18 protein-coding genes and 1 pseudogene are annotated in these 18,944 nt (G+C 45.0%); 8 read left to right on the forward strand and 11 right to left on the reverse strand.

The window, feature by feature from the left end; genetic code table 11:
- Positions 1-6 precede the first annotated feature (6 nt).
- Genes KFE98_20340 through KFE98_20350 form a run of 3 tightly spaced genes read left to right on the forward strand, consistent with a single transcriptional unit; the run spans position 7 to position 4,598 of the window.
- Positions 7-2,532, forward strand: a complete 2,526-nt coding sequence (locus KFE98_20340; GenBank protein ID UTW62322.1) for an XrtN system VIT domain-containing protein — start codon at positions 7-9, stop codon at positions 2,530-2,532.
- Positions 2,533-3,876 carry an exosortase N gene (gene xrtN, locus KFE98_20345; protein ID UTW62323.1) on the forward strand — a complete coding sequence of 448 codons (1,344 nt, stop codon included), beginning with the start codon at positions 2,533-2,535 and terminating at the stop codon, positions 3,874-3,876.
- Positions 3,873-4,598: a hypothetical protein gene (locus KFE98_20350; protein ID UTW62324.1), complete on the forward strand. Its 726-nt coding sequence runs from the start codon at positions 3,873-3,875 to the stop codon at positions 4,596-4,598. Before xrtN ends, KFE98_20350 begins: the two co-directional genes overlap by 4 nt.
- A 7-nt stretch (positions 4,599-4,605) precedes the next feature.
- Here KFE98_20350 and KFE98_20355 read toward each other — a convergent pair whose 3' ends face one another.
- From KFE98_20355 to KFE98_20370, 4 genes are all read right to left on the reverse strand, one after another.
- Complete coding sequence (locus KFE98_20355) at positions 4,606-5,862, reverse strand: PepSY domain-containing protein (GenBank protein ID UTW62325.1); 1,257 nt, start codon at positions 5,860-5,862, stop codon at positions 4,606-4,608.
- Between the two features lie 102 nt (positions 5,863-5,964).
- Complete coding sequence (locus KFE98_20360) at positions 5,965-8,268, reverse strand: TonB-dependent receptor (GenBank protein ID UTW62326.1); 2,304 nt, start codon at positions 8,266-8,268, stop codon at positions 5,965-5,967.
- Between the two features lie 187 nt (positions 8,269-8,455).
- Positions 8,456-8,851 (reverse strand): hypothetical protein, encoded by a 396-nt coding sequence (locus KFE98_20365; GenBank protein UTW62327.1) that lies wholly within the window; start codon positions 8,849-8,851, stop codon positions 8,456-8,458.
- A 99-nt stretch (positions 8,852-8,950) separates the two neighbouring features.
- The gene (locus KFE98_20370) at positions 8,951-9,226 is read right to left on the reverse strand and encodes a hypothetical protein (protein ID UTW62328.1); all 276 of its coding nucleotides are present in this window, start codon (positions 9,224-9,226) and stop codon (positions 8,951-8,953) included.
- Positions 9,227-9,535: 309 nt separating this feature from the next.
- Here KFE98_20370 and KFE98_20375 point away from each other — a divergent pair, with 309 nt between their 5' ends.
- The gene (locus tag KFE98_20375; GenBank protein ID UTW62329.1) at positions 9,536-10,003 is read left to right on the forward strand and encodes a hypothetical protein; all 468 of its coding nucleotides are present in this window, start codon (positions 9,536-9,538) and stop codon (positions 10,001-10,003) included.
- Positions 10,004-10,323: 320 nt separating this feature from the next.
- On the opposite strand, the gene KFE98_20380 is transcribed toward KFE98_20375, so the two are convergent.
- On the reverse strand, positions 10,324-10,716 hold the full coding sequence (locus KFE98_20380) for a hypothetical protein (GenBank protein ID UTW62330.1): 393 nt from the start codon (positions 10,714-10,716) through the stop codon (positions 10,324-10,326).
- Between the two features lie 86 nt (positions 10,717-10,802).
- Positions 10,803-11,372 (reverse strand): DinB family protein, encoded by a 570-nt coding sequence (locus tag KFE98_20385; GenBank protein ID UTW62331.1) that lies wholly within the window; start codon positions 11,370-11,372, stop codon positions 10,803-10,805.
- Between the two features lie 173 nt (positions 11,373-11,545).
- On the opposite strand from KFE98_20385, the gene KFE98_20390 reads away from it, so the two are divergent.
- A complete protein-coding gene (locus KFE98_20390; protein ID UTW62332.1) occupies positions 11,546-12,469 on the forward strand; it encodes an SRPBCC family protein in 924 nt (307 codons plus the stop codon).
- Here the strand turns inward: KFE98_20390 and KFE98_20395 are convergent, their stop codons facing one another.
- The 3 genes and pseudogenes from KFE98_20395 to KFE98_20405 all read right to left on the reverse strand — a co-directional run bounded on the left by KFE98_20395 (position 12,470) and on the right by KFE98_20405 (position 15,166).
- The gene (locus tag KFE98_20395) at positions 12,470-13,033 is read right to left on the reverse strand and encodes a Crp/Fnr family transcriptional regulator (protein ID UTW62333.1); all 564 of its coding nucleotides are present in this window, start codon (positions 13,031-13,033) and stop codon (positions 12,470-12,472) included.
- A 47-nt stretch (positions 13,034-13,080) separates the two neighbouring features.
- Positions 13,081-13,796, reverse strand: a pseudogene (locus KFE98_20400) (C40 family peptidase).
- Positions 13,797-13,990: 194 nt separating this feature from the next.
- On the reverse strand, positions 13,991-15,166 hold the full coding sequence (locus KFE98_20405; protein ID UTW62334.1) for an acetyl-CoA C-acyltransferase: 1,176 nt from the start codon (positions 15,164-15,166) through the stop codon (positions 13,991-13,993).
- A gap of 153 nt (positions 15,167-15,319) precedes the next feature.
- Here KFE98_20405 and KFE98_20410 point away from each other — a divergent pair, with 153 nt between their 5' ends.
- Positions 15,320-15,988: a pseudouridine synthase gene (locus KFE98_20410; GenBank protein UTW62335.1), complete on the forward strand. Its 669-nt coding sequence runs from the start codon at positions 15,320-15,322 to the stop codon at positions 15,986-15,988.
- Here KFE98_20410 and KFE98_20415 read toward each other — a convergent pair.
- The gene (locus tag KFE98_20415; GenBank protein ID UTW62336.1) at positions 15,982-16,650 is read right to left on the reverse strand and encodes a DUF4918 family protein; all 669 of its coding nucleotides are present in this window, start codon (positions 16,648-16,650) and stop codon (positions 15,982-15,984) included. The two genes, KFE98_20410 and KFE98_20415, sit on opposite strands and share 7 nt — an antisense overlap.
- Positions 16,651-16,759: 109 nt before the next feature.
- Between KFE98_20415 and KFE98_20420 the strand changes: the two genes are divergently transcribed.
- Positions 16,760-17,764: a T9SS type A sorting domain-containing protein gene (locus KFE98_20420; protein ID UTW62337.1), complete on the forward strand. Its 1,005-nt coding sequence runs from the start codon at positions 16,760-16,762 to the stop codon at positions 17,762-17,764.
- Positions 17,765-17,766: 2 nt separating this feature from the next.
- On the opposite strand, the gene KFE98_20425 is transcribed toward KFE98_20420, so the two are convergent.
- Positions 17,767-17,967 carry a hypothetical protein gene (locus KFE98_20425; protein UTW62338.1) on the reverse strand — a complete coding sequence of 67 codons (201 nt, stop codon included), beginning with the start codon at positions 17,965-17,967 and terminating at the stop codon, positions 17,767-17,769.
- A 116-nt stretch (positions 17,968-18,083) separates the two neighbouring features.
- Between KFE98_20425 and KFE98_20430 the strand changes: the two genes are divergently transcribed.
- Positions 18,084-18,926 carry a hypothetical protein gene (locus KFE98_20430; protein ID UTW62339.1) on the forward strand — a complete coding sequence of 281 codons (843 nt, stop codon included), beginning with the start codon at positions 18,084-18,086 and terminating at the stop codon, positions 18,924-18,926.
- Positions 18,927-18,944: the final 18 nt, after the last annotated feature.

Here is an 18,944-nt window from a genome sequence, read left to right on the forward strand (position 1 = left end):
TAAGCCATGTCTACGTCAAAAAACACCAAAGAATTTACCGACAATTTAGTCGGCTGGAAAAGGGTTGGAATAGGAATGATCCTGGTATCTCTTGCTCTGTTTTTAGCTGGGTCAGGATGGATCCCTATCGGAGATCACAAGTTAAAGGGAGATGGTCTTTTCGTTTTAAACTACGCCATCGCTGCACTGTATTTTGTTTCCACCTTGGGGCATACTCTATTCACAGGCGGGCTTCGATCTTTTCGCGTTGATCGTCAGGTTTTTCTCATCGCTGTAACCCTGTTTTGCATAAGCGCATTTTCCTTCAACCTCACCCTGCGATTATTCTCAGATTTCACTCTGTGGGTTCGCCTCTATCTATTGGTCATGCTGTTTCCGCTGGCCATGAATATTCTTTATCGGGATTTACCTATTTGGGCCCGGATACCAGTAGCTTTTACCATCGGGATGGGGATGGTTTTATCGTTGAGTTTTGCTACCTATCTCCTTCCGATGGCTGGTATCGGGCTAATCTTGTTTTTTATTCTGGGATTATCCCTGCACCTATTGGCCCCGGCTATTCTATTCTTTTCCTACATCAGTCAAGCGATTAAGATGAAATTGGATGCCGCCGAACGCTGGTGGCTGGCCTTGGGGATTGCGCTCCCTGTAGGGTATTTGATTTTCTTTTTGATCCAATGGTCGGTCGCCAAAGACACCTTGATTACTTCCGGCCAAAAGGCTCACCTGCGATCCGCCGATTTACCTCGCTGGGTGGTGGCCAGTCAATTCCTGAACAACGACGGCATCACTGAAAAAATGCTGGCCTACGATCTGCAATACGATCACCGTTGGTTGGCCTGGAACGACTTCAACGTAGCGGGTACTTCTTATGGTGAAAACCGGCAACATGATCCCCTGGTATGGTTCGCTAAATCGATGGTTGGAACGCCTCATTTTACCCAAAATGAACGCATTCAAATGTTGAGTCTTTTGAGGAACAAACGTCACCTTGCCCATCGAAAGCTGTGGTCGGGTAGCAATCTCAAAACCCAAAAAATGGAATCGCACTGGGATATTTATCCCGAATACCGCTTAGCTTACATCGAGAAAAAGCTATTCATAGAACACTCTGGAAACGGTCGCGATCAAGAAGCACTTTACACCTTTCATGTTCCAGAAGGAGCTGTGGTTACGTCCATGTCTCTTGTGATTGAAGGGCGGGAAGAAATGGGACGCTTAACCACCCGTCACAAAGCGGATACGGCTTACCGTTCCATAGTGCGCCCGGTAAATAGAAGACCTCGGGATCCTTCCCTGGTTCACTGGCAAGAAGGCAATCGAGTGACCGTTACGGTATATCCCTGCACTCCGGAGGAGGTAAGAGAGCTCAAAGTGGGCTTTACCGTTCCCCTTAAGATTGGAAAAGAGCAATTGTTCATCCCAGATATTTGGTTTGAAGGACCTTATGCCGATCAAGCTCCCGAAGATTGTAGCCTTCAGGTAATTAGCGATCATCCCACAGAATGGATTCACTTTGAACCTACCCGCCCTAAGTTAGAGGACGGCATGTATTCCTGGAAGTCCAATTACGGCAAGCGCAAGGATTTTATCTTAAAATCCGTTCCCTTAAGTTCTTCCACCTTTTCCTTTCAAAATCGCCATTACCAACTAGTCGATGGTGCCGATAGCCTATCCACATTTATTCCAGAAAGGGTTTACCTGGATGTTAATGGACAATGGACTCAGGAAGAATGGGATTACCTGTTGGAGACTTACGCCGAACAGGATATCTATGTCCACCGCAATAAAATGATTCAGGTAACTCCTGAAAACCAACACAAACTCTTCTCTCAGCTCCTTCAAAAGCGATTCAGCTGTTTTCCTTTTTTCGAAATAGAATGTCCAGAAACCTCTCTTCTTGTCGCTAAATCATCGTCGACGGGTCCCAATCTAACCGATTTGAGAGATTCTCCATTTGGAAAAAAACTGCTTGCCAGTTTAGAAGAAGAGGTCCCACCCATCCACTTGCTTGAAATGGGCGAATACTCGCCCCTTTACAAAACCTTTCTCGAATTTGGGCTCTTCAACGCCACCCAGGGAACAGTGTATTACGCTCGTGAAATGCAAGACAAGCACCAATTCAAGGCCTACTTGAACAGCGATCGGCAAATTGAAATACCAGGCTCCCGATTGCTAATTCAAGAAGTAGACTCGGCTCTTCCAGGAAATGCTCCGGATCATGTAATGCGCCTCTTTGCCTACAACCATGTTCTCCACCAATCCGGCAGAACCTATTTTGTGGCAAGTCGTGAGATTCCCGACCCACTTATTGAGGAAGCAGCCGAGGCATTTGTAGTCACTCCTATCTCGAGTTTGGTAGCCCTGGAGACCGAAAATGACTACAAAAGATTTGGTATCGATAAAAACAAGCAAGGTTTGAAAAATGCCAGTAAACATCAATCTGGAGCAGTTCCCGAACCTCACGAATGGGCGCTCATTTTGTTGGCCGGTGTTATTCTGTTTGGCTTTCTTATCAAACGATTAACCTAAATGATCCTGAATTTACCCAATCGAGTGGTCTCAACCACCCGTCCCATCCTTCTAATCGCGGTAGGAGCATTACTGAGTTTTCAAAACCTCTCCTACTACCTGCGATTCGATTTTAATTTGATCCTGACCCTGATGGCGCTTCCCGTATGTATAACGGTTGAGCGCCATCACCGGGGGTCTTGGCGTTATGCTGTTTTAAGCGTGGGTTTGCTTGCCTTGTATCCGGTGCTAAAAGTTCAATCCCTTTTCTTCCTTGGCTTTTGCTCCTTTGTACTCTTTATCATCGACCATTGGATGGGAAAAATCAACCACCTACCCATGGCTTTGCTTTTGGTATCCTCCCCCTTTGCGCTTTTTGCCATGGAAGTCATTGGTTTTCCCCTTCGCCTGGAGTTGACTCAATGGGCCGCGTTTTGTTGCCGGTGGTTTGAGCCAAACCTGGTCGCGGAAGGAAATCGTCTGCTGCTGGGAGAGGAAGTATTTCGGGTTGATCCTGAATGTATGGGACTTAAATTGATGAATACCACCTTTGTTCTGGGCTTGGCTTTTCTGGCCTACTTTCAGCGTAAGCGAAATCAATTCTTACCGCTTTCTTTTATTCCCGCTTGGGGTTTACTTTCCCTTTTACTGGTTTTGATAGGCAACCTGATTCGCATTGTACTCATCGTCTTTTTTCGAGCCATGCCTGAAACGCCGCTACACGAAATCATTGGCCTGGTCACCTGGTTGGTCTACACCTTGCTTCCTTTATTGGGTTTGACTTATGGTTTTCTACGATTTTGGGGCAAACCGACTGAAGCCAAGACTCAGCACCGCTCTGCTCCTTTTCGCAATGGTGTTTTGATGACATTGCTTCTTCTTGGGCTGTTGACAGGGATCAATATAAACCGGGACGAGTTTAGAAATCGCCCCAAACAACAGGAGCTTGCTACCCGGGAGCTTCCCGGATTTACCCGAAAGGTTAACGATCACCAGGTTGTTCAATACGAAAATGATCTGGCCCTGATTTACGTAAAACCCGGAGTCCACTTTTACGGCGCCGACCACACCCCGTTGATCTGCTGGAAAGGAAGCGGCTATCAATTCCGAAATGAAAGAATTCTCACGCTGGGCGAGCAACAGATTTTTGCGGCCGAACTTCTTCAAAACGACTCCAAGTTATTTACCGCCTGGTGGTATGACAATGGTAGCCATCAAACCATTTCTCAATGGGATTGGAGGTGGCGAATGGCCAAGGGCGAACCTTCCTTTCGATTAATCAACCTGACCTGTTCTTCGGAAGAAGAATTACACCATCAACTTCAAAGCCTATTATCTCATTCCCTTATTCCCGATTCTGTATGAATGCCCTCCCCTCTCTTCGCGCATCCTTTCTTTGGGTCAGCCTTTTTGCCATCTCCATGGGATTTCTTGAATCGGCTGTAGTTGTTTATCTACGGCAGCTGTATTACCCAGAGGGATTTGACTTCCCGCTGAACCTGATTCATGAATCTGTTGCCATCACTGAATTTCTTCGGGAAATAGCCACCATCCTCATGTTGGTTTCTGTGGGATGGATTGTGGGACGAAATGGCGCTCAACGATTTGCCTGGTTTCTCTACTCCTTTGCCATTTGGGACATCTTTTACTACGTATTCCTCTACTTGTTGCTCGGTTGGCCACAAAGTTTGGCCACCTGGGATGTTCTCTTTCTGGTTCCCATCATGTGGGTAGGACCTGTATGGGGACCCGTTTTTGTGGCCCTGCTCATGATCCTCTTAAGTTCCCTCATGCTTCACATCGATTCTAAAGGAGAACGGTCCTGGCCCGATTCTAAGGGATGGACCTTGCTCATTAGTGGATCCTTTCTGGTCATTCTTTCCTGGGTATGGGAATACGGAGCCTTTCTCCTGGCCCAGTACCCGGATCAAGGCTGGACCGTATTCTTATGCTCCCCCTGCCAACAAGAGGCCGGAGGGCAATTCGTACCCCAAAGGATTTATAGCGAAATCTACCTACCCGGCATCCTTTTAATTCTGGGCGGAATTGTTCGATTGTATCTTGGAAGAAAGACCGGCCCAAAATAGTTTCGGCCTATATCTGATTTCCAGACCAAAAATCAAGCTCCTGATCCGCAATCCACCTGGGCAGTTGAACAAGTATTAGAAACAAAACACTAAGGCCGAACAAAGGCAACAGTATCCCCAACAAAATAAGGACCATCCAAATCCAAAATCCAGGCTTGGCCGACTCGGGAACGGATGGAATGCTGAGTTTCCCCTTTTTCTTTCTGGCCAGGTAAGACAGGATAGCTGAAATACTCAAAAAGGTTAATCCAAGCGAAGTGAATAGAACCAACAGCCAATTCCACCATCCAAATTGCCCTTGATGAAAAGCCATGACCCAAAGCCGGGTTTTCATCATTAAGCCAATATCACTCCAGGTACCGTGATACAACTGTTTGCCTGAGTATTGATCGAAATGATACACAGCATGCGAACTCAATTGACTGGATTCGTTGGACACGCTAAATACACTGTTTTCTGATTTAGGTAGTGAAACACTCACCGTTCCCGGCAGATTCAATTCTCGGGCTTGAGCCACCATTTGATCCAAAGTCAAGGGTTCTCCATTTATCTGAGAGTGAAAGGATCTCCCTTTCCATTCAGCAGGATAACCCGCATCCGTTTTTTGCTGAACCCATTTATAGCCCGTTCCAAAAACATCGGTCCAGGGTAATCCGCCAGCCAATATCAGTAATAAGATGAGCGAAAACCAAAAACCAGAAACGGCATGAAGATCTTTGTACATGAGTCGCTTGGGGCCGTTCGTTCGAATTCTAAATAGGCCCTTCCAACCAACTTTACGGGGCCAAAAAAGATACAATCCAGATAACAGGAGCACCACCATCCAGGAAGCAACAAGCTCTACCACCTTGGTACCATAGGCACCCAAGAGCAATTCGCCGTGAAGCTTTCTCACTTTATACATATCGGTTTGATTAACCTGTATTTTCCCCACCACTTCTCCATGAGATGGGTGGATAAACAGACTGGACTTTCCAGAGAAACGGCCAGAGGTAAACTCGGTGGCTTCTGTTGAAGACTGGGGAATGACTAAAGCCTGCGGACGTTTGTCCCAATGCTGCCTGGCCCATTGCCACTGTTCGTGCAAGCTTAACGGATGGGTGGATTCTTTCACTTGAATAAGCGATTTTCTTTGCGGCTCTTCGTAATAGTCTTTAAACAAGTAGATACTCCCAGTTAGGGATAGAAGAATAACGACGGGCAGGCACAGCAATCCTCCAATGAAATGCCATTTCCAAATCCAGGGATACAATTTTTGGTTCATAGTTTTTGGGATATGGGAGGCAGAAAAAACTGCCTCCCGATTAATCTTAGATTTCACTCATCCCAGATCCGATTCGGTTCCGGGATTATAGAGCCTGTATCCTTAAGACTTCTTAGACTTAAAAGAATAAGACAATCCCAAGGTGAAGAATCGAGGCTTACCCAAGGAATAGGACTGCCCCCATTGATTGGCACGAGCCACCGTAGCATACAATTCGTCCGTAAGGTTCATCACGTGAGCCCACACTTCGATTCCTTTCCAGGTGTATCCGGTTCTTAGGTTAAATACATCATACCCCTCATAGGTCTTGGTATTGGCCTGATCCATGAAATAGGGACTTACGTGCTGCCATTCCAAACTGATTCTGAATCCAGGGAAATAAGAGGGTGCATAACTTACCTGCGAGTTGGCAATCCATTCCGGAGACTGAGGAATACGATTTCCAGAAAAATCAGTTCCCGATTCTTTAAAATCTACAAACTCGTGACGGGCGACAGTACCGCTAAAGCGAACGGCCAAATCCTTGATGGGAAAAACCGTTAAACCGTACTCGATACCTTGGTGACTGGTTTTACCGGCATTTTGTCGAATGCGAGAACCGTCATCTTGCAAAACAGAAATGATCTCATTAATCCCATCCATTTGGTACAAGCTTAGCTCCAATTTGCCTCGCTGACGTGCAAAGGTTAACCATCCTCCGAGTTCATAGTTGTTGTAATGAACCGGCTTAAGTGCAGGAACTTCATTTCCTCGATAGAGTTCCGTTACCTGTGGAGGAACAAAACCTCTACCGTAGTTGGCATAAGTTCCCAAATACTTCGTCCAGTTATAAGTTAAACCCAATTTAGGTGTCAATTGAGCAAACGTATTCTGACCATCCAACACCGAAGTAAATGCATTACTTCCCAAATGGTTGTCAAAAGAATAGTTGAAGAAATCGTAACGCAGAGCCCCGGTTACCTGTAGGTTTTTCACGGGTTCAACCTTTAGTTGAGCGTAGGCCGCAAAGTTGGTCAGATCAGCAAGGTAATCCGCCAATAGGCTATCCGTTTCATCAAACGAGGTGTAGTTACCATCCTCTTTGTGGATGCGGATGTATTCGGCCTGATAGGCATTTGGACTGTAATCAATGCTACTTCCAACCACCAAACTGCTGTTCAAAAAGTCAAAGCCCTTCTTGTGCTGAGCGATAAGCCCATAACTTGAAAACTTATTTTCATTCACCTCTCCATGGGCCAATCCAGGTTGTCCGGAAGGAATCCAGGGCTTGTAATCGTCTCTTACCCGGTAAGATGGATTTTGCTTGATGGAGTTGTTGCGGTAATAACCCGTGACGGTAGACTTGGAATTGTCCTTCCAGTAGTGCTTCAGACTCAAGGTACTTCGGTAGGCTCTCACCTTACGGTTGGTAAAGGTTTGATTGGAACTATAAGTTTTACTGTAAAAATCGGAGCTATCCAGAGATCCTGACATATCCGCGTAGTAATCAATGAAGGACTGATTCCATTGAATTTCCGAGCTTTTCGAAATCCGGTAGTTCGTATTCAGGGAAAGAGCCAGCTTATGAAAATCGCTGTGGGAAATCACACCATCCTTTTGATCCGCATAGTAACCAGATAGGCGAATGCCCAACTTTTTCTTAAAGGTATTGGAGGCCGTAAAATCAGCTCGTTTGTACCCAATAGAATTTCCCTGAATCTGTACCCTGGCGGTAGGTCTCAACGAAGCTCTTTTGCTAATAAAGTTGACCGAGCCACCAATGGCTTCACTTCCATACATACTGGAAGAGGGCCCTCGGATAATCTCCACTTTGCGTACGTTGGCCATATTAATCTCCAACAGGGCATTGTGATTAAACACCCCTGAGGCCCGAATGGGCACACCGTCTTCGAGGTACAAATATGAGGCTCCGTAATCAATCGGCCGTCTGATGCTCATAGTGTGTTGCTCATTTCCGAGATCAACCATATATACCCCAGGGGTTTGGTTGAGCACTTGATCGATGCTAGTCGGCTTGTTGTCATCGATGGTTTTGGCGGAGATACTGGAAATAGCGATCGGCATGTCCGTTCTCTTCTCCTCTTCTCGATTGGCACTTACGATCACGTCGTTCAGCTTGAGCGCAGCCGGCTCCAATACAACAGAAACCGATTGAGTGGCCAATATTCTTTGGGTTTCATAACCCAGAAAGGAAATGACAAGGGTATCACTTCCCACTTGGGCCTCGAGGCTAAAATCGCCTAACGAACCGGTCGTTGTTTTATGCTGGGTTCTAACATTATATACATGGGTAAACGGTAAGGGCTCTCCAGATTCAGAATCGGTTACGGATCCGCTGATCACCGTTTGGGAAAACACTGGGCTTACTACCCAGAACAACAGAAAATATAAGAATAGATATTTCATTACTTAGGTTTATAAAAAAGGGGGTAAAAGCCGGTGCAGGTAAGGATGGGCCACATTCGAATCCTGAATATCAAACACAGGAATAACCTGAGGACCACAGAAACATCCTACGACCGGAAATAAATAAGAAGGACTATTTCAGGGGGAAACAGTCTGTTGAAATCAAACCACAGGGATTTGAATAAACCTAAGCTACTTGAGGGGGTCTAAAAAGCTGACCAAGATGCCCTGCTAAACAAGAGGGGGCCAGAGTAAGAAAAGTATTTTTCGGGTTGATCTGAATTTCGCTAAAACGCTGATCGGAAAACAGGCCCAGGTAAATGAGATCACGAGCTTCTTTTTCCTTACTTGGAATCGGAAAATCATCCGGGGTTTGCTGATACTCCAATTGATCGACCAGGTAACACTGACCATAACACATCGTGATCGGCTCATTTCGGTTGATACACAGTACTTCTGCGATATAATCCTGGTTAATCTTAAAGTCTACAAACGTCCAAAAACGACTTAACCCGGGCAAGGCCAGGAGACCAATAAGCACTATGGAAGCTACCGATTTCAAAGCGAAGCGAAAATAGGTCATAACGGCTCATTTTGTATCCAGGAAATACAATTTATTGCACAAAAAAATCCCCCTCAAATTGAGAAGGATTTTAGCGAGTTAGTTTTCCAAATATTACGGTTAGGAAAGAGCCTCTCCCAGTGCGATAAAGGAGAATCCTTCATTAACGGGATTGCCCTGTAGATCTGTGACCTGCACTTGAACCATGTTCTCAGCAAAAATATTGACAGCTACCAGCATACCACTTCCCCATGGAGAGGCAGTGACCCCGTATGGAGTGGAGAAATAGTTCTCGAAACTGATGTCGTAAAATCCAACCTGATTATTTGAAATAGAGGCAATTCCTGCTCCCGAAAAAGTGGCGTTGTTAAACACCTGGCCATATACATACTGCATGATCTTTTTGTTTTTGAAAGGTGAGAGAATAAAAGTTTATGCCCTCAAATATCTGGGGTAGTTAGCAGCCTGATAAGCGTATAAAATGGCCTTTTAAAATTCAAGTAAATCTACCCTGAGAGTCAGGATAAAGGCGTGTGAGAATTAAATAGATCCAAGTGTTTTTCCTAAGCAAAAACCACTCAATCAATCCCATACCAGGCTAAGGCAATCGGGATTTTTCGATGAACCGCATCACCCTGGCATTGCCTGCAGCAATACCGCAGTCGGTCCATTTACTTTAGTTCAAACTCTTAAATCTATACTATAATGTACAAGTTACTTTTATCGAGCATGCTTGGCCTGTTTATGATGGTCGGGACACAAGCCTTTGGGCAAACCATTAAAATTGACAACCAAACCAGTTGTAGTTTTATCTACTACGTGACGGCTGAAAGCGGGGCACCTGCCTGTAATCAGCAATCATCTAACACCATGACCCTTGTGCCTTTTGCGCAAGTAGGTTACATGATGAGCGATCCTATTTGGCCCTCCACTCCTCCACCAGCTGGCTGGAACTGGGGATTCATGAAAATTGGTTCTCCTACCGGTCCTTACTCTGGTGGAACCAATGCCTGTACCTGGCCCATCACTAACATCAATGTTGCCGCAGTTGGAAATACAATCTGTACTCCATTTTTGAATTTGACATGTATGGACGTTACCGTTTGTACACCGGTAAAAATTCAGTGGATTCCTTACCCATCAGGAGATGTAAAAGTGATTATCACGCAATAATTGAACATCCGACAGTAGTCGACTAATTTTACCTAAAACGGCGTTGTGGTTCTGCAGCGCCGTTTTTTTGTGCCTATCAAAAAGATAAACGGCCCAGGGGCGGCCGGACCGTTTAATCATCATTCACATTGGCCAAAGGCTTAGGCCAGCACTGCTTTCAGGTTAAGGAAGGAATCTACTTGTAAATCAAAAAGATAGTATCGATATCAAACAAGCGTTTAAAGAAACGAGAATTCCCTGCGGTATTTCCGCAGCCCCATTTTTGGCCAAAAAAAAGACCCGAACAATGTCGGGCCTTTCTATTTGGAATCTTCTTAAATCTACCAGAGATTGAGTATGGGTGCCCCCGGCGTTCCCGTGTATTGGGCATTTAAAAATCCGAGGCATGTACATTGTGGTCCGCTATTCACTGAAGGAATACCAGCATGGCACCAAGTCCATGGGGCAGCCACATATAGAGGTGTTGAACAAGCTGTATAAGGATAAACGTCAGAAATTCCTCGAACGAAATCCCAACGCCAACCTGGAGTTGAATTAAATGTACTTGTTCCTGGTGCTACAGCAACGAGAATTACATTTCCACTACAGGAAGGATTAATTTCTACCAAGTGCATGAACAAAGTACAACCAGTTCCATTGTTCACGGTAAGAGTTTGACTCATCGACGCAAACGACGCCGTGAGGCAGATAAGGAGGGTAAATAAAGTTTTCATTAAAGTATAGTTTAGTTTTCGCCTACTCTGATTATCAAGCTGATGCTTTTCGGCTTCCGCATTCAGCTCGATAAAGAAAAGACCATTCACTGCACTATTTTCGCAGCCCCTATTTCGGCCTCTTTTAGGGCCCTCACCGCCTGAAGTGTGTGTCGGTATTTGTGCATTAAAAGGAAGTGGATGATATCTCCCAACTTGAGCACAATGAAAGAACTCATGGTGGTTGGAATGCACCGTTTGTTCAAGTTTGCTCGTTCCAAATCAGCGATAAGCGTTCGCATTTCATCCATATTGCTCAAGTATCTACGAGCCGTTTGAGGATCTACAGCGGATAAGGATGGATTCATATCCTTTAGGGCTTTAAACGTCTTCGTTCCGTTGGGCTCCATCATTTTGACAAACTTTTTACCTAACCAACTGTAGCGAAAACCACCCTTCTTCACCGGATACCGGTCCATCGCCTTTTTCACCAGTGGCAAGTAGTGATCATCATAGCGATTAAGGTGATCCATGCATTCCAAGGCACTCCATTTATCGGGATTGACTTTGAACTGCAATTCCCTTGGGTCTCTTCCTTCGAGATGTTGTTTTACTAACTCCTCAATTTTGTTTTGAAGAGTCATCATTTCTTGGACAAAGTCCTGATTAGTAGTCATAAAATCAAAATTTCAATACAAATCTATGGGACGCGACTCCTCTTTTCCTTGACCAGAATCAAGATTTCAGAACCCAACCAATGCCAAGGCTTGTAGCAAAATCCAAAAAATAGGGTTTCACGACCTGGGAATTGTTAATTTCATATCGTCTTCTTCAAAAAAATAACAACGCTATGCCCAAAGTACATGTCAATCGATCCATCCAAATGGATGCGTCGCCCGAGAAAGTTTATCAATTACTAAGTGACTTTAATAATTGGACGCCTTGGTCTCCCTGGTTAATCACTGAGCCAGACGCCAAGGTAACCGTGTCTGATGATGCCAAGTTTTACGAATGGGACGGCAATCGGGTCGGATCGGGTAATATGCGGATCGTCGGAGAAAAAGAAAACAGCCGGATCGATCTGGATCTGACCTTTTTGAAACCCTGGAAATCGACAGCTAAAGTTTGGTTTGACATAAAAGCCAAAGGCCAAGGTAGTGAGGTATCCTGGGGCATGGACACCAGCTTACCCTTCATCATGTTTTGGATGAAAAAAACGATGAGCGCCATGATCGGTATGGATTATGACCGTGGCCTAAACATGCTCAAAGAATTCATAGAAGCGGGTACGGTAAGCTCCAAGTTAGATTTTAAAGGAGAAACTCAATTTGACGGATGCAGCTATGTTGGGGTAAAAACGTCCTGTAGTATTCAAGAGGTGGGTTCAAAAATGCAAGCCGATTTAGCCCGTGTAGGAGAATTTGCCCAACAAAACCAGGATTTGGAACCGGGCATGGTCTTCTCAATTTACCACAAATGGGATCCGGTTAAAGGATTGGTGGAATATACCTCTGGGATTTCGGTCAAAAAGCTTCCGGGAAATTTGCCCGCAGGCCTGGTCAGCGGAGAAATTCCAAACACCCGGATTTATTCGGTTGAACATCACGGTGCCTATCACTACCTGGGTAATGCCTGGAGTGCCTTGTACAACATGCAACGCTCCAAAGTGTTTAAGGCCAAGAAGGGTGTACATCCATTTGAGATTTATCACACGGATCCGCACTCTACACCTGATAAGGAGCACGTTACCTCCATCAACTTCGCGGTTAAGTAGTTACAGCTTCAATCGACTTAAGGTTTCCGGAGACATCCGGAGGTAAGAAGCCAGGTATTTTCTGGGAATAAATTGAAACACCTGTGGACTACGTTTCAGTAACTTTTGAGCTCTTTCCTGAGGCGAAAGGATGAGTAAGTCGGTTTCGCGATCAGTTTTGCCAAGTACTGCCAATTCCATGGAACGGGTCCAGAATTCCGCAATTTCGCGGCTTTGCCCCATGGCGTCGTAAAAATCTTGCCGGCGTATGGCAGTGAGTTTAGCCGTTTTGAGAATCTGAATGTGGTAGCCATCTGGCTCCTGAGTAACAAAGGATGGAAAACTATTGATCAAGGTGTTGTCATATCCGAAACCTACGTCATACTCGGAGTCATCTCGGGTTAGATATATCCGCATGGTTCCATGATGGATGTAGTATAGAAAATGCTCAATTTGATCCGGGCGGCTTAAGAACTCGCCCCGTTTAAGCGTTTTTGGAATATTCCAATGCTCGGTCATCAAAGCAACTGCCTCTTCAGAAAGTCCACTCTGAAGAAAAAACTGACGAATAGGCGATTCTTCCATATTTCAATCCGGCCAAGTAAATAGCTAATCCCGGCTGCGGATCAAATTTAAAGAATGGTCTTGATCAAACGAAGTTTGTGGGTGTAAGATCGGGTATCCCGGTTGTAAATACCCTGGTGATCAATCTTATCAATTCTCACCTTTCCACTGGCGTGAATGATATCGTTTTCATTCATTAGAATTCCAACATGAATGATGTTGCCTTCCTCGTCATCAAAAAAGGCCAGATCCCCATCTTCTGCTTCTTCCACAAAGGACAAGGTAGTACCAATTTCGGCCTGTTGGTAGGCATCACGAGGCAGTTTTTTGCCTGCCAATTTGTACACCATCTGGGTAAATCCGCTACAGTCGATTCCAAAAGGTGTTTTTCCCCCCAGAGGTAAGGGGCATTTTCGTACATCAGGGAATGCTCTACCACACGAGAACGGGAAATCTGCTCTTTGCTGTGTGTCACACTTCCTTGTAGATCAAACTTTTCTTCTCCCCAGGAACAGGATTCTCCATCATAATTAGGCAACACGCTGCCCATTAAGAGAGGAACCAAAAGCCCTTTATGCTGATCCGCACCTACGGTGGCCAACTCGGTTAGGGATGTCCACTCCCGGCTGGTTTCAATTTGATCGTATACTTCTTTGGTAACTTCGAAGGCCTGTTTACGATCAATGTAACATTCGTACTTGTCGTAGGCCAGTCGAATTTTGACCCATTTGGCACGCTCTTCCAGAATCTTGTAGTGCTCCCCGAATAAAACCTGCGTCACCATCTCTGAGCGGTCATTAGGTTCCGCCCGGCCAGGGATTACGCTTAGTTGGGAAATTCCGTACTTCAAGTCTGTACCAAATAGAGTAAGTCTGACAAAAGAAGGGAATAGACCCTGCGATTACCAGACTTACTTCGTTATTTTATGCACGATTCAAATGGAGTTATTAACACACTCCGGGCGAATCGCAGTTTCTTTTAAAGGTTTTCAATAACCATGGCTGAGGCTCCACCTCCACCGTTGCAAATACCTGCTGCTCCGTATTTTGCACCATTTTGCTTCAATACGTTGATCAAGGTAACCACGATACGAGAACCAGAGTTCCCAAGTGGGTGACCCAAAGCAACAGCACCACCGTTTACGTCTACTTTAGAAGGATCGATTCCGAGCAATTTAGCGTTGGCAATTCCAACTACACTAAAGGCCTGGTTCAATTCCCAGTAGTCAATATCGGAGGCTTCCAAGTTTGCTTTACCTAAAGCTACTGGCACTGCCTTAGCAGGAGCAGTAGTAAACCATTCAGGAGCTTGAGCAGCGTCTGCATAGCTTACGATACGAGCGATAGGAGTCAATCCGTATTTCTCAACCGCTTCTTTGCTGGCAATAACCAAGGCAGATGCTCCATCATTCAAAGTAGATGCGTTAGCCGCAGTTACGGTTCCTTCTTTTTGGAAAGCAGGGCGTAGATTAGGAATCTTTTCCATTTTCACATTGCGGTACTCTTCATCTTGGTTCACTATGATAGGCTCTCCACGACGCTGAGGTACTTCTACCGGCACTACTTCTTCAGCAAATTTTCCAGCTTCCCAAGCGGCAGCAGCACGACGGTAAGATTCCATGGCAAATTCATCCTGGTCTTCACGAGTGATTTCGTTTTCCTTCGCACAAAGCTCAGCACAGTTACCCATGTGTGTATCGTTGTACACATCAATCAAACCATCTTTAAGCATTCCGTCGATCATTTTGGTATCCCCAAACTTCACTCCATTTCTGGCAGGAAAGTAGTGAGGAACCTGACTCATGCTTTCCATTCCACCAGCGATCACCAAGTGATTGTCGCCAGCCAGGATAGACTGAGCAGCCAGGGAAATAGATTTCATACCAGAGGCACACACCTTATTCACGGTAGTACAAGGAACGTGATCGCCCAAACCAGCACCCATAGCGGCTTGACGAGCAGGAGCCTGACCTTCATTGGCCTGCAGTACGTTACCCATAAATACTTCGTCTACATTTTCGGCTTTAACTCCGGATTTTTCCAAAGCAGCTTTAATCGCTACCGAGCCCAAACGTGTGGCAGGAACAGTAGACAAAGCACCCATAAAACTTCCGATGGGCGTACGAACCGCTGATACGATATATACTTCTTTCATGTTGTAGGTTTTTCAATTTATTTCGGCCTGCAAATGTAACCAATATAGAGGTGGAAAGAAAGACCTTAACGAAGCTTAACCGATATTGATGCATGGCCAACATTTTACTCGTTCTTTTCAGTCCTATTGGGGTTTCATTAGCTTTGCACTCCTATGGCAGATTCTTCCTCCTCTTCGTTTCGTTACTACGTGTTGTACAAGCCTTTCGGCTACGTTTCTCGCTTTACGGATGAGGACGGCAATCCGGGATTGGGACGCATTTTGGATGTGGAAAAAGATGTTTACCCAGTTGGGCGTTTGGATAAGGACAGCGAAGGTCTTTTAATTCTCACCAACGATCCGGGCGTCAATGCACAGCTTCTGAGAGCCGAAAATGAACATCCGAAAACTTACTTGGTGCAAGTGGAAGGAGAAATTACTTCGGAGGCTCTATCCCAATTGGAAGCGGGGATTACTATCCGCATAAAAAAGCAGGACTACACAACCCTTCCGGCCAAGGCCGAGCGAGTAGATTCCCCTACCCTTCCGGATCGCGATCCACCGATTCGATTTCGAAAAAACGTTCCTACTTCCTGGATTTCGCTTCAGCTCATTGAAGGAAAGAACAGACAAGTTCGTCGGATGACGGCGGCGGTTGGATTTCCAACCTTACGATTGGTTCGGGCAGCCAGTGGAAACCTTAAACTACCACCACTCCAACCTGGAGAATACACAGCCATTGATCAAGCTGATTTTTACCGACTGCTTCAAATTAAACCTCAGGTTCGAAAACCCGCCAAACCACAAGGAAATCGTCGTTCTTACCGCAAAAGAAATTATTGAGGGGCCAGTTTTTGGAGGTACTCATCAACGAATTCGTCCATCCTTTTCAAGCGATATTGCATCACCCATCTGGGATGAGGAACCACCTCAATGGTATCGAACCACTGGTATTCTTTGTTCCACTTTTCCAGGTATTTTAGGTTTTTTCCTTTGCCAATGCACCAGGTAACATCGCGTCTCAAAAATGGCAGTTGGCGGTTGATTTGATCTACAATCAAGGGTTTCAACTTTTCCGGAAGTCCTGGAATGTCGTAGTAATTGATGTTTTTTCCATCGCGAAGTAATCCCAGGGAGAGGACGGATGAAATGTAAAATCGCCCAAAGAAAGCCTCGGGTCCGCCAAAAGCTTGAATCACTTCGTAAATAAACCGGGAAGACAATTCATGGCGTTTGGGCAGATCATTTTTGATGCCCAATTTTTCTTCCAGATTAACCGGATCGGTAAAACCTACTCCTGTTATGCCTGAACCCAGTCGACCGGGATTGATTCCCCACAAGGCATACCGTGGCTGGTCATCCGTATAATACTTATCCCAAAATAGGTCCGAGTAGGCCCGTGTTTGCGAATTAAGAAAGGGATTCATTACCTCACACTCATCCAGCTGAAGAGGATGATTGACGAGGTGATCAATAAACTGTTTAATCGCCGCTGCTGTGCTCAAGATATTCCGTTTGTTTCAAACTTAAACCAACCTTTGGAATTGAACCGAAGAAAACCATTTTAAGCCGATCCTTTATATTCGTTTTAATGTTGAACCCAAATCTAATGTTTTGAAATCCAGCTTATTTTTCCTTGCCGGAGCGCTTTTTACCCTAAACGCCCAAGCACAATTAACCCTCGATTCAGCCGATGTCATACCTGCTTCAGGGACTTCTATCACCTACTACGAAGCCGATAACCCAGAGGGCGTTTCGGAAGGAAGTAGCGGTGTTGATGTCATCTGGGATTTTAGCGATCTTACTCCCGCAGACTCTTTTGATATGGATTTTGAAAATCCGCAAACAGGTATTTTGGGTGATCCTGATCATACTACTTTGACCGCGGTTCGAGGATTTCAACGAATCCCCTATCGATCCACTCCTCAGGCCTTGTACCTCATGGGTGATTTAGATGGACTTACCCGGGTAGAATATGGTTCCGACAGTCTCTTGCATATATCCTTCCCCATGGCCTACAACGACCTGCACACCACCTCCTACGATGTGGAATACGGATTGCTCGGCAACCGACGCGTGGGGACCTACAATGTGCAAGTAGATGCTATAGGAACTCTACACATGCCCTATGGTTACCTCAACGACGTGTTGCGATTGGAAATCGAAGACATGTATGTGGATAGTGCCTTAATTGGGGGCAACACCTCCGTAAATAATCGATACTACGAATTCTGGCAAAAAGGAGCTCCCCATTATGTACTGCGCATTGAACAGGAAAACGATGGTGGACAAACGAGTACAACTGTAATTTATCAGGGCAAAGACCAAATAGTGGAAGGACGTAATCCTACTTCAGTCCAATTTGCTGATTCACGCAAAGGCGAATTACAGTTATACCCAAATCCGGCGAAAGATCAATTTCAATTGAAATGGAATGCCTCTACCCTTGAATCTCTGGAACTTATGATTATCAATGGTTTGGGGCAAATTGTAAAACAACAATCCCTGGAAGAAAATGGCCAGGTAACTGTGGATATTCAGGAATTACCAGCCGGTATGTATCAGGTTAAACTTATGGGAAGCGAAACCCATTTCACCCAACGTTTGATTAAGCGATAAATTTACTTCGTAGCGGATGTATCAACTGGAGTTGTAACCTGAGTAGAGTCTACGGTGACCTCAGTTGAACCCTTTTCTGCCCCTTCCTTAACCACGATGTAATTGGTCACAAAAAAGTATAGCGGAATAAGTAAAATGGCCAATAGGCTAATCATTCCCTTCCAGCCGGATTTTCCGGATTGCGCATTTGGAGATTCACTCATAAGAACATTGCTGAATTCGGGGACGAAATTAGATAAATTGATAACGATAGACATGATCTTCGTGCCGCAACATGGATAGCAGCAAATTGTAAAAACACTTCCCTTTCAAACAACCGATGAAACGATTTAAAAACTTCGAGCAGTACTCCGACGATGAATTAATTTGGATTGTTCACTCCGAAAAAAAACTCTGGCAAGAAGAGGCGATTCAATACGCTGAAGCTCTTTTGGTGCAACGAGGAATGTCTTTAGAACAAATTGCAGCCAGAGCGAATGAACTACAAGTGGATCATGAAAAACTCATCCAAAAGGAGATGGAACTTCGAAAATCGGAGAGTTATAATCCATTTGAACTAATCTATCTCAGCCTTCTCTGGCCACGTAATTTACTTTGGGGATGGGGACTTAACCGGCAGGGATATGAGCTAAAAAGCAAACAAAGGCTTATCGCCTTTGGGGTTGGTGTATTAATTTACATAGGCCTGTATTTCCAACTCACCAATTATGCAGAGGAGAGTCATCAAGAACATGTAGAAGAAATACGTCAGCTGATGATAGCAGATAGCCTGGCACAAGCCCAAATAGATTGGTCGGGTAACTATGTTTATCTGGATTCTACTCAAAATTCATCGACTCTCTCAACTTGGGAACTACGGGTAGAAAAAGAAGGTAAAATTCATAAGGCAACACTTCTGATCAAAAATCCCACAGAATCTATTGAAATCGAAGGTGAGGGTTATGTAGAATCCGATCGATTCGAATTTTATCCGGATACCACCTATACGCTACCAGGAGGCCAAGCGCTAAAATACGATGATCGACTTTTCACAATGATCAGAGAGCAACACGGACTATTTACCCAATGGGGAGTCATGCAACCATTTCATCAAAGTCGTAAAAATGATCTGGATCTATTTAAATTGATCAACTCCTACAAACAAAATACTCTGGAAGAATAAAACCGGACGCTACTCTTG

Source organism: bacterium SCSIO 12741, assembly GCA_024398055.1.
Taxonomy (GTDB): domain Bacteria; phylum Bacteroidota; class Bacteroidia; order Flavobacteriales_G; family Salibacteraceae; genus SCSIO-12741.

Bases quoted from the DNA above. Each gene is read 5' to 3' on its own strand.
- KFE98_20340 (UTW62322.1), top strand. From the start codon at position 7: ATGTCTACGTCAAAAAACACCAAAGAATTTACCGACAATTTAGTCGGC.
- xrtN (UTW62323.1), top strand. From the start codon at position 2,533: ATGATCCTGAATTTACCCAATCGAGTGGTCTCAACCACCCGTCCCATC.
- KFE98_20350 (UTW62324.1), top strand. From the start codon at position 3,873: ATGAATGCCCTCCCCTCTCTTCGCGCATCCTTTCTTTGGGTCAGCCTT.
- KFE98_20355 (UTW62325.1), bottom strand. From the start codon at position 5,862: ATGAACCAAAAATTGTATCCCTGGATTTGGAAATGGCATTTCATTGGA.
- KFE98_20360 (UTW62326.1), bottom strand. From the start codon at position 8,268: ATGAAATATCTATTCTTATATTTTCTGTTGTTCTGGGTAGTAAGCCCA.
- KFE98_20365 (UTW62327.1), bottom strand. From the start codon at position 8,851: ATGACCTATTTTCGCTTCGCTTTGAAATCGGTAGCTTCCATAGTGCTT.
- KFE98_20370 (UTW62328.1), bottom strand. From the start codon at position 9,226: ATGCAGTATGTATATGGCCAGGTGTTTAACAACGCCACTTTTTCGGGA.
- KFE98_20375 (UTW62329.1), top strand. From the start codon at position 9,536: ATGTACAAGTTACTTTTATCGAGCATGCTTGGCCTGTTTATGATGGTC.
- KFE98_20380 (UTW62330.1), bottom strand. From the start codon at position 10,716: ATGAAAACTTTATTTACCCTCCTTATCTGCCTCACGGCGTCGTTTGCG.
- KFE98_20385 (UTW62331.1), bottom strand. From the start codon at position 11,372: ATGACTACTAATCAGGACTTTGTCCAAGAAATGATGACTCTTCAAAAC.
- KFE98_20390 (UTW62332.1), top strand. From the start codon at position 11,546: ATGCCCAAAGTACATGTCAATCGATCCATCCAAATGGATGCGTCGCCC.
- KFE98_20395 (UTW62333.1), bottom strand. From the start codon at position 13,033: ATGGAAGAATCGCCTATTCGTCAGTTTTTTCTTCAGAGTGGACTTTCT.
- KFE98_20405 (UTW62334.1), bottom strand. From the start codon at position 15,166: ATGAAAGAAGTATATATCGTATCAGCGGTTCGTACGCCCATCGGAAGT.
- KFE98_20410 (UTW62335.1), top strand. From the start codon at position 15,320: ATGGCAGATTCTTCCTCCTCTTCGTTTCGTTACTACGTGTTGTACAAG.
- KFE98_20425 (UTW62338.1), bottom strand. From the start codon at position 17,967: ATGAGTGAATCTCCAAATGCGCAATCCGGAAAATCCGGCTGGAAGGGA.
- KFE98_20430 (UTW62339.1), top strand. From the start codon at position 18,084: ATGAAACGATTTAAAAACTTCGAGCAGTACTCCGACGATGAATTAATT.